The following is a 13,113-nucleotide window of genomic DNA, read 5'->3' as shown; positions in this document are numbered from 1 at the left end:
TTCTCTTTTTGTTCTTTACAAAAACCGCGAGCGATGGCATCGTGCCCCCTCACCAAAATTGGAGAGGGTCATGCCTGACCTTGCCGAGCTGAACGGTTTCATTGTCGTCGCCAAAGCCGAGACCTATGTCGGCGACGGTGAAAGGCTGCCGTCCTGCCGAAGCGGCTCGCATGACATCGGTTATGCGAGCGGCCGCTGGCGCTATCTCGACAGCTATTTCGGCGGCACGGATTTCGCGGGCCAGGAACTCGTCTGGTATGACGGTCAGCCGGTATGGGCCATGAATTATTTCGGCCATATCATCGAACCCGATCTGATCGACGGAACGCGCGCAGGCATGGTCATCAAGGCGGCGCTTCTGCGCCTCTACCTTGACGAAAAACGCTTTCTCGGCGGCTTCGAATTCGAACATGTCTACGGCCGCTATATCGACCGCAGCACCGGGTCGTGCGACCACTTCACCGGCCATGAGGCTATCATGGTGAAAGAGCGTAAGGCTTATGAACTGGATTATCGCGGTGGCCTGATCGTTCCGTGACGGAAGCGATCAAACCTCGACCACCTTGCCTTCACTCAGCGTGACACGGCGATCCATGCGGGCTGCGAGCTCGTGATTGTGGGTGGCAATCAATGCCGCAAGACCCGACTGACGCACCAGAGCCTCCAGTGCATCGAAGACGTAGTGCGCGGTCGCCGGATCGAGGTTGCCGGTGGGCTCATCCGCCAACAGCACCAGCGGAGCATTGGCGACGGCACGAGCGATCGCGACACGCTGTTGCTCGCCGCCGGAAAGCTCGGCGGGGCGATGATCGGCGCGATGGCCGATGCGCATGTAGTCGAGAAGCTGAGACGCTCGCTCGCTCGCATCTTTACGCGAGAGCCCGGAAATGAGCTGCGGCATCATAATATTCTCAAGCGCCGAGAATTCAGGAAGCAGGTGATGAAACTGATAGACGAAGCCGATTTCGCTGCGGCGCACGGCCGTACGTCCGTCGTCGGATAAGCCTTCGCAGGCCTGACCGTTGACGAGCACCTCGCCGCCATCCGGATGCTCCAGCAGCCCGGCCACATGCAGAAGCGTCGACTTGCCGGTCCCTGACGGCGCGACGAGGGCGACGATCTCGCCGCTGTGCAGGGTAAAATCCGCCCCGTTCAAGATCGACAGCCGCGTCTCGCCCTGCCCGTAATGACGCTCCACGCCAGAGAGCTGGAGAACGACGTTGCGTTTCATCAAATGGAATATCCTTATTCGTAGCGCAGCGCTTGCACCGGATCGAGCCGCGAGGCACGCCAGGCCGGAAATATAGTGGCAAGGAAGGACAGGGTCAGCGCCATCACGATGACGGAGACGGTTTCGCCGAGATTCATCTGGGCCGGCAATTTGCTGAGGAAATAGACCTCCGGATTGAAGATCACGGTGCCGGAAATCCAGGAGAAGAACTGGCGGATGGATTCGATATTGAGGCAGACCAGAACGCCGAGTACGACGCCGGCGAATGTTCCGACGACGCCGATGGCCGCACCCGTCATGAAGAAGATGCGCATGATCGCGCCCGATGTCGCGCCCATGGTGCGCAGGATGGCGATATCGCTGCCTTTGTCCTTTACCAGCATGATCAGGCCGGAAATGATATTCAGCGCGGCGACGAGGACGATCAGCGTCAAGATCATGAACATCGTATTGCGCTCGACCTGCAACGCCGAGAAGAAGGTGGCGTTGACCTGCCGCCAATCCGTCAGGAAGATCTGCCGCCCAGCCGCCTCTTCGATCTTCGGCCGCAGCTGATCGACGTCATCCGGATTGGTGATGAAGAGCTCGATCTTCTCGACGATGCCCTCGGCATTGAAGAAGACCTGCGCCTCCTCCAGCGGCATGAAAACGACGGAGGAATCATATTCCGACATGCCGACTTCGAAGATGCCGGAGATCGTGTATGCCTTGACGCGTGGGTTGACGCCAAAGGGCGTCACATCGCCATCCGGCGCCGTAAGCGTAATTTGGTCGCCGACCGTCAGACCCAATTGTCGCGCCAGCCGGCTGCCGACCAGAACGCCCTGCCCGGAGGCGAAACCGACCATATCGCCGGAAACGATGTGATCCGACACCGATTTGAGCTTGGTCAGATCTTCCGAGCGGATGCCGCGCACCAGCGCTCCGGTGCCGGAACCGCCGCGGCCGGAAGCCAGCGTTTCGCCCTCGACGAGCGGCAGGGCCATGGTGACGCCGGGAACGGCGGAAAACTTCTTTGCCAGATCGGCATAATCGTTCAGCGGCGAATCGATCGGCTGAACAACGACATGGCCGTTGAAGCCGAGAATCTGCTTGAAGAGCTCGGCACGGAAACCGTTCATGACGGCCATGACGATGATGAGTGCGGCGACCCCGAGCATGATGCCCACCAGCGAGAAGCCGGCAATCACCGAAATCGAAGCCTCCTTTCGCCTGGAACGCAGATAGCGCCAGGCGACAAGCCGTTCGAAACCGGAGAACGGGCGAGACGATGGACCGGCCTTGAACGAATTTTCCTGCTGTTCCACTGCCGCGCTCACCGCCATACGCCTTTCATCCTTTGTGTCGTCAATCAGCCTGCCAGCCGATTGATCGCTGCTTCGACCGTCATCGTTTCGCGAGCGCCGGTCTTGCGGTCCTTCACTTCCACTTCGCCGCTCGCGATCGAACGCGGGCCGACGATGATCTGCACGGGCACGCCGATCAGATCGGCGGTCGCGAACTTCGTTCCGGCGCGCTCGTCGCGATCGTCGTACAGCACGTCCTTACCGGCCCTCGACAGAGCGGCGTAGACCGTTTCGCAAGCTTCATCGCAAGCCTGATCGCCAGCCTTCATGTTGATCACCACGACATCGAACGGCGCGACCGAAGCCGGCCAGATGATTCCGTTCTCGTCATGCGATGCTTCGATGATGGCGGGAACAAGGCGTGTCGGGCCGATACCGTAAGATCCCATGTGGACAGCATGTTCCTTGCCGTCCGGGCCCTGGACCTTCGCACCCATCGGCTCGGAATATTTCGTGCCGAAATAGAAGATGTGGCCGACCTCGATGCCGCGCGCAGACAGGCGATCGCCTTCCGGAATGGCGTTGAAGGCGGCTTCATCATGCATTTCGGAGGTAGCGGCATAGACCGAAGTCCATTTATCGAAAATGCTCTTCAGGCCGGCAACATCCTCGAAATTGGTGTCTTCGCCCGGAATGTCGAAATTGACGAAATCTTTATGGCAAAAAACTTCGGACTCGCCGGTGTCGGCGAGAATGATGAATTCATGGCTGAGATTGCCGCCAATGGGACCGGTATCCGCACGCATCGGAATGGCCCGCAGGCCAAGGCGACTGAAGGTGCGCAGATAGGCGGCGAACATCTTGTTGTAAGAATGAACGGCACCCTCCTGCGTCAGATCAAAGGAATAGGCATCCTTCATCATGAATTCGCGCGAGCGCATCGTGCCGAAGCGCGGACGGATTTCGTCGCGGAACTTCAGCTGGATATGATAGAGGTTCAGCGGCAGATCCTTGTAGGACTTGATGGAGGACCGGAAGATGTCGGTGATCATCTCCTCATTGGTCGGGCCGTAGAGCATCGGTCGATCCTGCCGGTCCCTGATGCGCAGCATCTCCTTGCCGTAAGCGTCATAACGGCCGCTTTCCTGCCAAAGCTCGGCCGACTGCAACGTCGGCATCGACAGCTCGATGGCGCCGGACCGGTTCTGTTCTTCGCGGATGATCGCATTGACCTTATCGAGCACGCGCTTGCCCAGCGGCAGCCAGGAATAGATACCCTGCGACTGCTGCCGGATCATGCCGGTGCGCAGCATGAGCCGATGGGAAACGATTTCAGCCTCTTTGGGATTTTCCTTCAGAATGGGCATGAAGTAACGAGACAGACGCATGACGCTTGTTCCAGATAGTTTGACGTTCCGCGCGTGGCGGAATCGTTAGCAAATTGTGTACTGGAGGCAGTTCATAACTGCTTCGGCGAAGGAAGGAAACCCGCATTCTTCAACAGAAGATTTTGGCAAAAGCCCGGAAATCCAGAGGAAAGCGCCTATTTCGGCTGTTTCGAAAAAACGCACATTTATAAGGATTTACGGCGAAAATCCGTCAACAGAAAAATTCTGCGCGACTGTAGCAAAAAAGCAAAAAAAAGGATGACAAAGCTCAATGTTTGAGCTAATTTTAGCTCACAAAAGAGGCAGGAAGGCTAAATTCTTGCCGTTTCGCGGTCAAGTCTTGGGAGGATCAGATCTTAGGCGCGCTCGTTCGCTGCCCCGGTAACGGATAAGGATCACGCGATACTTTAAAACAAGGCTTATAGCCTTGTTTTTTTTTGCTTCTCAGCTCGATCTACTGTCTCCGCCCGCTTGCGAGAGCGCGTCCTTCAGCCTTTCGGCCGAAGCAGATCAAGCGTCGTCAGGTATTTGATGCGCCATGCACATGACAGCCGTGTGACGATTTGATGGCGATTGCGGGGCGCAGGCGGTCCGGAAAAAGCCTGCCGCGGTTCCGTCCGCCCTTTCCATCAATCAATTGTAATTCGGAACGAACCTTGGAATGGAATCTATGTTCAGTCCGAAATAATGCGATGCAACATACCAGGCGCCGTACAGGAGAGCCGACACCAGCGTCGTGACGAGGACCACTCGCCAGGCCCGGAATTTCGTCGGCGCACTTTCGACCGTACCTAAAATCACATGCTCGTCTTCGCCTTGCGTGCGCAGACCGAACGGCAGGACAGCAAAAAGCGTAATCCACCAGATGACGAAATAGACGGCGAAACTGGCGATGATCTGCTGTGCCATTATGCTCCCTTCGAGACAAGCCTGCTCGTCTCTTCCTCTTCCACGTCGCTTATAGGAGCAAAGCGCTCATCTTTCAAAGCGCCCGTCAGCGCTTTAATGTCACACTTGTTCAAGCTCGATGAGCGTTCCGAAGAAATCCTTCGGGTGAAGGAACAGCACCGGCTTGCCATGCGCGCCGATTTTCGGCTCGCCATTGCCGAGCACGCGTGCCCCCGACGCGACAAGTTGATCGCGAGCCGCGAGGATGTCGGCGACCTCATAACAAATGTGGTGCATGCCGCCATCCGAGTTCCTGGTCAGGAAGGCTGCGATGGGGGAGGCTTCGCCCAGCGGCTCCAGAAGTTCGACCTTGCTATTCGGCAGCTCGACGAAAACGACGGTAACGCCGTGCTCCGGCAGTGCCTGCGGCTGTGAGACGGCAGCCCCGAGCGTTTCCCGATAGGCCTTGGAAGCCGCGGCGATATCCGGCACGGCTATCGCGATATGGTTGATACGTCCCAGCACGACATTCTCCTCCCCGATCGGCCGTTGAACTCAGCCGCCGGTGCGCGTGACGAACACGGTCACCACCGGCTTCTTGCCCCAGCCCTGGTTGGCGGCAGCGCGTACTGCTCGGCGCACGGCCTCCTGCAGCATATCGAGATCCTTGCGGCGCGCGCGCGGAATGCTTTCGATGGCGCTGACGATGGCGTCGAAGAGCGTGTCCTCCATCTCCTCGCCCTCGTCGTCATAGGCCGGCAGACCGATCGGTACGACATCGGGATCGCCGACGATGTCGTAGCGCGCATCGAGCACGACGTTAACGGCGACATGACCGACGTAAGAAAGCTTCTTGCGCTCGCCGATGCCCATCTCGTCGAAATCGCCGATCAGAATACCGTCCTTGAAGATGCGCCCGTGCGGCGCTTCACCGATGACCTCTGCGGGACCGGGCGCAAGGCGCACGACATCGCCGTTACGGACGCGCGGCACAGTGGCGATACCGCTCTGTTCGGCCAGTTCCTTGTGCGCGGTCAGATGCGTTGCCTCGCCATGAACGGGTATAACGACCTTCGGCCGCGTCCACTCATACATCTTCTGCAGTTCGTTGCGCCGGGGGTGGCCGGAGACGTGCACAAGCGCCTCGGCATCCGTTACCACATGCACGCCCTGCTCGATCAGGCCGTTCTTGATATCCTGAATGGCCTTCTCGTTGCCGGGAATCGCGCGCGAAGAAAAGACGACGATATCGCCTGATGCCAACGCGACGTTGCGCATCTCGTCCCGGGAGAGCTTGGCAAGCGCGGCGCGCGGCTCGCCCTGGCTGCCGGTCAGGATCACCACGACCTTGTCGCGCGGGATATAGCCATATTCGTCTTCCGCGATGAAGGGCTTGATGCCTTCCATGAGGCCGATGTCGCGGGCGACATCGACGACACGCTTCAGCGAGCTGCCGAGCAGCAGCACTTCGCGGCCGGCGGCTTCGGCAGCCTCGGCGATGGTACGGATGCGGCCGACATTCGACGAAAAAGTGGTGATCGCCACCCTGCCCTCGGCATCCTCGATGATCTTGCGCAGGCTTTCCGACACATCCTTTTCCGAGGGCGAGACGCCGTCGCGCAAGGCATTGGTGGAATCGCACATCAGCGCCAGCACGCCCTCATCGCCGAGCTGGCGGAAACGGGTCTCGTCGGTCAGCGGACCGAGCGAGGGCTCGTGATCGATCTTCCAGTCGCCCGTATGGACGACATTGCCAAGCGGCGTGCGGATCATTAGCGACATCGGCTCGGGGATCGAGTGGTTGACGGCCACGCCTTCGATCTCGAACGGACCGACGTTGATGCGGTCACCGGCCTTGAACAGCGTTACCGGGATCTCGCCCATCGATTTCTCGTAGTCGCGCTTGGCTTCGAGAAGGCCCGCAGTGAAGGCGGAGGCGTAGATCGGGACGTTCAGCCCAGGCCAGAGATCGTTGAGCGCGCCGTAGTGATCCTCATGGGCATGGGTGATGATGATGCCCTTGAGGTTCTTGCGCTCCTTGGCGAGAAAACGAATATCCGGCAAGACGAGATCGACGCCGGGCAGATCCGGCCCCGGAAAGGTGACGCCGCAATCGACCATGATCCATTGGCGCTGCTCCGCCGGGCCGTAGCCGTAGAGCGCGAGATTCATGCCGATTTCGCCGACGCCGCCGAGTGGCAGAAACACCAGTTCGTCTTGCTTCGCCATCTGATCCCCAACACTTATCTAAAGAAAACGTCGCCCGCCGCAATCGGCATGATCCTGCCGTCCTCGGTCTCGAGCATCAACAAGCCATTATCATCGATTCCCGAGAAATGGCCCAAAATCGAGCGATCCGGCAAGTTTACCGTGATCTTTTCCCCGACGCCGCACGCGAACTCCCGCCACCGCGCGGTGATCTCGCGAACACCCTTGCCCCGGTTCCAGACGTCAAGCGCCTCGGACATATCGGCATAAAGATGGGCAAACAGCTCGTCCGGCGATACCATCGAACCCTGCTGCCTCAAGCAAGTGACGGGATACATCGGATTGTCAGGCATGACGGCAATGTTGATGCCGATGCCGATGACGAGCGCATAACGGCCGTCCGGCAGGGCCTCGCCTTCGATCAGGATGCCGCAGGTCTTCTTGCGCCCGATCAGGATATCGTTCGGCCATTTGATCTCGACCGGCTCGGCCGCCAGCGGCAGCACCCCGCGCACCGTCCGATGCACGGCAACCGCGACCGCAAGCGGCAGAGAACCGAGGCGGTCCATGGGAGCGGGATCGATCAGAAGGAGAGATGCGTAGAGATTGCCGGCTTCCGACACCCAGGGACGGCCGCGGCGGCCGCGTCCACCCGTCTGGCGCTCGGCGGTCACCCACAGGTTCCCCGGGTCGCCCGCGCGCGCCCGTTCGAGACAGACGCTGTTTGTGGACGAGGTTCCCTGAAGGGCATCGTGCCGGAAGTCGGCGGGCGACTTCCGGCTGTTCATGTCAGACGCCATCAAAACAGCGTCGCAGCAGCCAGATCGGCAGCACCGCCGATTGCGCCGCCGAAGAAGACGTAGGCAATGACGAACAGGCCGGAGAGACCGAAGACGAGGCGCAGCGAACCAGCCGTCCGTGCGAATTCGTCCTTGGCTTCATCGAACCACATCACCTTGATGACGCGCAGGTAGTAGTAAGCGCCGACGACCGAAGCCAGAACGCCGATGATGGCGAGCGCATAGAGATGCGCCTGGATGGCTGCGACGAAGACGAAGTACTTTCCGAAGAAGCCTGCGAGCGGCGGAATGCCGGCGAGCGAGAACATCAGCGCCGTCAGAACGACCGCCATGAAAGGATTGGTCGCGGAGAGGCCGGCGAGATCATCGATGTTCTCGACCTGGCGGCCGTCCTTGCGGCGCATCGCCATGATGATGGCGAAGGAGCCGAGCGTCATGACCATGTAGATGACCATGTAGAGCATGACGCCGGATACGCCGGTCTTGGTGCCGGCGGCGAGGCCGACGAGCGCATAGCCCATGTGACCGATCGACGAATAGGCCATCAGTCGCTTGAAGTTGCGCTGGCCGATCGCGGCGAAGGAGCCCAGCACCATCGAGGCGATCGAGATAAAGACGATGATCTGCTGCCAATCGGCCAATACCGGATGGAAGGCGGTGACGACGATGCGGGTCAGGATCGCCATGGCGGCGACCTTGGGGGCCGCGGCAAAGAAGGCGGTCACCGGGGTCGGCGCACCTTCGTAGACATCGGGCGTCCACATGTGGAACGGCACGGCGGAGATCTTGAAGGCCAGACCGGCGAGCACGAAGACCAGGCCGAAAACGAGGCCGAGCGAGCGGGTCTCGGCGCTGAGTGCGGTCGCGATCGCATCGAAGGTCGTATGACCGGTAAAGCCGTAGACCAGCGACATGCCATAGAGCAGCATGCCGGAGGACAGCGCACCGAGGACGAAGTACTTCAGGCCGGCTTCAGTCGACTTGATGCTGTCACGATTGATGGCGGCAACGACGTAAAGCGCCAGCGACTGCAGTTCCAGCGACAGGTAGAGCGAGATCAGATCATGCGCCGAGATCATCAGCAGGATGCCGAGGGTCGCGAGCACGAGCAGGACCGGGAACTCGAAGCGATCGAGCTGCTGCTCGCGCGCCTGGCCCATGCTGAGGAACATGGCAACGATCGAGCCGACCAGCGCCACGATCTTCATGAAGCGGGAGAAGCCATCAGCGAGATAGGCGCCGCCGTAGGCTAGCCCCTCACCCGGCACGAAGATGATCCAGAGACCTGCCACCGCGAGCACCGCGATGGCAAGACCGGTGACCGTGGGTCCCGACCGCTCGCCCGAGAAGACGCCGATCATGAGCAACGCAAGCGCACCGACCGCGAGGATGAGCTCCGGAATGGAAAGATGCAGGCTTGCAAGAATTGTGTCAGCAGTCATGTCGAATAGGTCCCGTCATCAATTCATCGACAGCGCAACATTCTGCGCAGCGTGCAGGGCAGCGGTATAATTGTTCACCAGCAGATCAACCGACGCCGCCGTGGCATCGAAGATCGGAGCCGGATAGACACCGAAGAGGATGGTCAGCGCGATCAGCGGATAGAGGATCAGCTGTTCACGCGGCGACAGATCCAGGAGCTTCTTCAAGTTTTCCTTTTCCAGCGCGCCGAAAATGACGCGGCGGTAGAGCCAGAGCGCGTAAGCCGCCGACAGGATCACGCCGGTTGCGGCAAAGAGCGCAACCCAGGTATTGGCGCGGAAGACGCCGATCAGGGTCAGGAATTCGCCGATGAAGCCGGACGTGCCGGGCAGACCGACATTCGCCATGGTGAAGACCATCATGGCAACGGCATATTTCGGCATGTTGTTGACCAGGCCGCCATAGGCCGCGATCTCGCGGGTATGGGTGCGGTCATAGATTACGCCGACGCAGAGGAAGAGCGCGCCCGAGACGATACCGTGCGAGAGCATCTGGAAGATCGCACCCTGCACGCCCTGCTGGTTTGCCGCGAAGATACCCATCGTGACATAGCCCATGTGGGCGACCGACGAATAGGCAATCAGCTTCTTGATGTCGTCCTGCATCATCGCCACCAGCGAGGTGTAGATGATTGCGATGACCGAAAGAGCAAAGACGAGCGGCGCGAAATATTCGGAAGCGTTCGGGAACATGCCGAGCGAGAAGCGGATGAGACCGTAGCCGCCGAGCTTCAGGAGGACGCCGGCCAGGATAACCGAGCCCGCCGTCGGCGCCTGAACGTGCGCATCGGGAAGCCAGGTGTGGACCGGCCACATCGGCATCTTCACCGCGAAGGAGGCGAAGAAGGCGAGCCATAGCCAAGTCTGCATCTGCGGCGGGAACTTGTATTGCAGCAGTGCCTGGATGTCGGTCGTGCCGGCCTGCCAGTACATCGCCATGATGGCGAGCAGCATCAGCACCGAGCCGAGCAGCGTATAGAGGAAGAACTTGTAGCTGGCGTAGACGCGATCCTTGCCGCCCCAGACGCCGATGATCAGGAACATCGGGATGAGGCCAGCTTCGAAGAAGACGTAGAACAGAACGATATCCAGCGACACGAACACGCCGATCATCATCGTCTCGAGGACGAGGAAGGCGATCATGTAGTCCTTCAGCCGCTTTTCGACCGAGAGCCAGCTCGCCAGCACGCAGAAGGGCATCAGGAAGGTCGACAGGATGACGAACAGCATGGAGATGCCGTCGACGCCCATGTGATAGCTGATGCCGCTGTTCAGCCAGTCATGCTTCTCGACGAGCTGGAAGCCTGGATTGGCATTGTCGAACCAGATCCAGACGAACAGCGACACGATGAACGTGACGACGGTCGTTGCCAGCGAAATGTTCAGGACGTTCCGGCGACCATTGGCACCGTTGTCCTGCGTAAACAGCAGGAGAACGACGCCGACGAGCGGCAGGAATGTGACCGTTGAAAGAATGGGCCAATCGGTCATCAGAGGGAACTCCCGAGCATCATCCAGGTAACGAGGGCCGCAATGCCGAGAAGCATCGCGAAAGCATAGTGATAGAGGTAGCCGGTCTGCAGGCGCACGACGCGGTTGGTGACATCGACGACGCGAGCGGCAATGCCGTTCGGGCCGATGGTGTCGATGACCCCGACGTCGCCCTTCTTCCAGAGGAAGCGGCCAAGTGCCTTGGCGGAGCGGACGAAGAGGAAATCATAGAGTTCGTCGAAGTACCACTTGTTCAAGAGGAACTCGTAAAGCACGTGCTGCTGCTGAGCGAGGCGGCGCGGCGTTTCCGGCGACTTGATGTAGAAATACCAGGCGGTGACGAGACCGAGGAGCATGGCGATGAACGGGCTGAGCTCAACCCAGACAGGCGCATGTTCCATTTCCTCGAGGATCTTGTTGTCGGGAAGCGTGAACAACGCATGCTTCCAGAATTCCTCGTAGGCGTGGCCGACGAAATCGGCATTGAAATACATGCCCGCGGCGACAGCGCCGATCGCCAGCAGGTAAAGCGGGATCAGCATGACGTTCGGCGATTCATGCACATGGTGCATGACCTCGTGCGAAGCGCGCGGCTTGCCGAAGAAAGTCATGAAAATCAGGCGCCACGAATAGAAGCTCGTGAACATCGCGGCGATGACCAGCAGCGTGAAGGCAAAGCCGGCGGCTGCATTGTGCGAGGCGAAGGCCGCCAGGATGATCGCATCCTTCGAAATGAAGCCGGCAAAGCCGATATGTGTCAGCGGGATACCGACGCCGGTGATTGCCAGCGTGCCGATGATCATCATCCAGAAAGTCTTCTGGATATGCGGTCGCAGACCGCCCATGTGACGCATGTCCTGTTCGCCATCGACGGCATGGATGACCGAGCCGGCGCAGAGGAAGAGCAGAGCCTTGAAGAAGGCGTGGGTGAAGAGATGGAAGATCGCAGCGCCGTAAGCGCCAACGCCGAGAGCGACGAACATGTAGCCGAGCTGCGAACAGGTCGAGTAAGCGATGACGCGCTTGATGTCGTTCTGCACGAGGCCGACGGTCGCGGCGAAGAAGGCCGTGATCGCGCCGATGATGGTGACGAAGGTCAACGCATCCTGCGACAGTTCGAAGATCGGCGACATGCGGGCGACGAGGAAGACGCCGGCGGTAACCATGGTTGCGGCATGGATGAGCGCGGAAACCGGCGTCGGGCCTTCCATGGCGTCCGGCAGCCAGGTGTGCAGCAGAAACTGCGCCGACTTACCCATTGCGCCCATGAAAAGCAGCAGGCAGACGCCCGTCAGCGCATGGGCGCGGTCGAGATGCATGCCAAAGAGGTTGAGCACGATATCGCCCGGCTGGCCACCCTGCCCGGAAGCGAAGCTCTGGGCATTGCCGAAGATGACATCGAAATTGATCGAGCCGAAGAGGACGAAGACGCCGGCAATGCCGAGCACGAAGCCAAAGTCGCCGACGCGGTTGACGATGAAGGCCTTCATCGCCGCCGCCGAGGCCGACGGCTTCTTGAACCAGAAGCCGATCAGCAGATAGGAGGCCAGACCGACGCCTTCCCAGCCGAAGAACATCTGGGCGAGGTTGTCGGACGTCACCAGCATCAGCATGGCGAAGGTGAAAAGCGAGAGATAGGCGAAGAAGCGCGGACGATGCGGATCGTGATGCATATATCCGATCGAATAGACGTGAACCAGGGTCGAGACCGAGTTCACGACGATCAGCATCACCGAGGTCAGCGTGTCGACACGCAGCGACCAGGATACGTCGATGCCGCCGGACTGGATCCAGCGCAGAACTTCGACTTTGATCGGGCCATCCGTATGGCCGAGCGCCACCGTGAAGAAAACGATCCAGGAGAGCACGGCCGCGATGATCATCAGGCCGGTGGTTACATATTCCGAAGCCTTGGCGCCGATCGCACGGCCGAAAAGGCCGGCTATAACCGCACCAATCAGGGGAAGAAAGACGATAGCCTTATATAAAAACATAGCTTTATCAGCCCTTCATCACGTTGACGTCTTCGACCGCGATGGAGCCGCGGTTACGGTAGAAGACGACGAGAATTGCAAGACCGATCGCCGCTTCAGCCGCAGCGACGGTCAAAATGAATAGAGCGAAAACCTGGCCGACAATGTCGTTGAGGAACGACGAGAAGGCGACCATGTTGATGTTGACGGCGAGCAATATGAGTTCGACGGACATTAGGATGATGATGACGTTCTTGCGGTTCAGAAAGATACCGAAGACGCCGAGCACGAAGAGAATGGCGCTGACCGTGAGGTAATGGGAAAGTCCGATGACCATGTTGTTGTTCCTTTGATCCTCGTGCCTCGC

At 59.6% G+C, this 13,113-nt stretch carries 12 protein-coding genes; 1 reads left to right on the top strand and 11 read right to left on the bottom strand.

Translation table 11 applies throughout. From position 1 onward, the window contains the following. Positions 1–70: 70 nt before the first annotated feature. Positions 71–538, top strand: coding sequence for a DUF5680 domain-containing protein (locus C7U61_RS07885; RefSeq protein ID WP_106997570.1), 468 nt, complete (start codon positions 71–73; stop codon positions 536–538). Positions 539–547: 9 nt separating this feature from the next. On the opposite strand, the gene C7U61_RS07880 is transcribed toward C7U61_RS07885, so the two are convergent. From C7U61_RS07880 to nuoK, 11 genes are all read right to left on the bottom strand, one after another. After that, complete coding sequence (locus C7U61_RS07880; protein WP_106997569.1) at positions 548–1,231, bottom strand: ABC transporter ATP-binding protein; 684 nt, start codon at positions 1,229–1,231, stop codon at positions 548–550. Between the two features lie 14 nt (positions 1,232–1,245). Continuing rightward, positions 1,246–2,556, bottom strand: a complete 1,311-nt coding sequence (locus C7U61_RS07875) for a lipoprotein-releasing ABC transporter permease subunit (protein WP_106997568.1) — start codon at positions 2,554–2,556, stop codon at positions 1,246–1,248. A gap of 26 nt (positions 2,557–2,582) precedes the next feature. Next, positions 2,583–3,905, bottom strand: coding sequence for a proline--tRNA ligase (gene proS, locus C7U61_RS07870; protein WP_106997567.1), 1,323 nt, complete (start codon positions 3,903–3,905; stop codon positions 2,583–2,585). A gap of 633 nt (positions 3,906–4,538) precedes the next feature. Further along, positions 4,539–4,814, bottom strand: a complete 276-nt coding sequence (locus C7U61_RS07865) for a DUF1467 family protein (RefSeq protein WP_106997566.1) — start codon at positions 4,812–4,814, stop codon at positions 4,539–4,541. Between the two features lie 99 nt (positions 4,815–4,913). Continuing rightward, positions 4,914–5,318 (bottom strand): methylmalonyl-CoA epimerase, encoded by a 405-nt coding sequence (gene mce / locus C7U61_RS07860; RefSeq protein WP_106997565.1) that lies wholly within the window; start codon positions 5,316–5,318, stop codon positions 4,914–4,916. A gap of 30 nt (positions 5,319–5,348) precedes the next feature. Beyond that, positions 5,349–7,022 carry a ribonuclease J gene (locus tag C7U61_RS07855; RefSeq protein WP_106997564.1) on the bottom strand — a complete coding sequence of 558 codons (1,674 nt, stop codon included), beginning with the start codon at positions 7,020–7,022 and terminating at the stop codon, positions 5,349–5,351. Positions 7,023–7,036: 14 nt separating this feature from the next. Beyond that, on the bottom strand, positions 7,037–7,801 hold the full coding sequence (locus C7U61_RS07850; protein ID WP_106997563.1) for a biotin--[acetyl-CoA-carboxylase] ligase: 765 nt from the start codon (positions 7,799–7,801) through the stop codon (positions 7,037–7,039). Continuing rightward, the gene (gene nuoN, locus C7U61_RS07845) at positions 7,801–9,243 is read right to left on the bottom strand and encodes an NADH-quinone oxidoreductase subunit NuoN (RefSeq protein ID WP_106997562.1); all 1,443 of its coding nucleotides are present in this window, start codon (positions 9,241–9,243) and stop codon (positions 7,801–7,803) included. Before nuoN ends, C7U61_RS07850 begins: the two co-directional genes overlap by 1 nt. A gap of 18 nt (positions 9,244–9,261) precedes the next feature. After that, on the bottom strand, positions 9,262–10,773 hold the full coding sequence (locus tag C7U61_RS07840) for an NADH-quinone oxidoreductase subunit M (RefSeq protein WP_106997561.1): 1,512 nt from the start codon (positions 10,771–10,773) through the stop codon (positions 9,262–9,264). Beyond that, entirely contained in the window at positions 10,773–12,767 is a 1,995-nt protein-coding gene (gene nuoL, locus C7U61_RS07835) for an NADH-quinone oxidoreductase subunit L (RefSeq protein ID WP_106997560.1), read from the bottom strand. The genes C7U61_RS07840 and nuoL overlap by 1 nt, the downstream gene beginning before the upstream one ends. Before the next feature lie 7 nt (positions 12,768–12,774). Further along, complete coding sequence (gene nuoK / locus C7U61_RS07830) at positions 12,775–13,083, bottom strand: NADH-quinone oxidoreductase subunit NuoK (protein ID WP_007689961.1); 309 nt, start codon at positions 13,081–13,083, stop codon at positions 12,775–12,777. Between the last annotated feature and the right edge of the window lie 30 nt (positions 13,084–13,113).

This window comes from Rhizobium sp. JAB6 (genome assembly GCF_003024605.1).
In the GTDB taxonomy this organism is placed as follows: domain Bacteria; phylum Pseudomonadota; class Alphaproteobacteria; order Rhizobiales; family Rhizobiaceae; genus Rhizobium.
This window is presented reverse-complemented; position numbering and strand designations above follow the sequence as displayed.

Coding starts and splice junctions, on each gene's coding strand:
- C7U61_RS07885 (WP_106997570.1), top strand. CDS start 71: ATGCCTGACCTTGCCGAGCTGAACGGTTTCATTGTCGTCGCCAAAGCC.
- C7U61_RS07880 (WP_106997569.1), bottom strand. CDS start 1,231: ATGAAACGCAACGTCGTTCTCCAGCTCTCTGGCGTGGAGCGTCATTAC.
- C7U61_RS07875 (WP_106997568.1), bottom strand. CDS start 2,556: ATGGCGGTGAGCGCGGCAGTGGAACAGCAGGAAAATTCGTTCAAGGCC.
- proS (WP_106997567.1), bottom strand. CDS start 3,905: ATGCGTCTGTCTCGTTACTTCATGCCCATTCTGAAGGAAAATCCCAAA.
- C7U61_RS07865 (WP_106997566.1), bottom strand. CDS start 4,814: ATGGCACAGCAGATCATCGCCAGTTTCGCCGTCTATTTCGTCATCTGG.
- C7U61_RS07855 (WP_106997564.1), bottom strand. CDS start 7,022: ATGGCGAAGCAAGACGAACTGGTGTTTCTGCCACTCGGCGGCGTCGGC.
- C7U61_RS07850 (WP_106997563.1), bottom strand. CDS start 7,801: ATGGCGTCTGACATGAACAGCCGGAAGTCGCCCGCCGACTTCCGGCAC.
- nuoN (WP_106997562.1), bottom strand. CDS start 9,243: ATGACTGCTGACACAATTCTTGCAAGCCTGCATCTTTCCATTCCGGAG.
- C7U61_RS07840 (WP_106997561.1), bottom strand. CDS start 10,773: ATGACCGATTGGCCCATTCTTTCAACGGTCACATTCCTGCCGCTCGTC.
- nuoL (WP_106997560.1), bottom strand. CDS start 12,767: ATGTTTTTATATAAGGCTATCGTCTTTCTTCCCCTGATTGGTGCGGTT.
- nuoK (WP_007689961.1), bottom strand. CDS start 13,083: ATGGTCATCGGACTTTCCCATTACCTCACGGTCAGCGCCATTCTCTTC.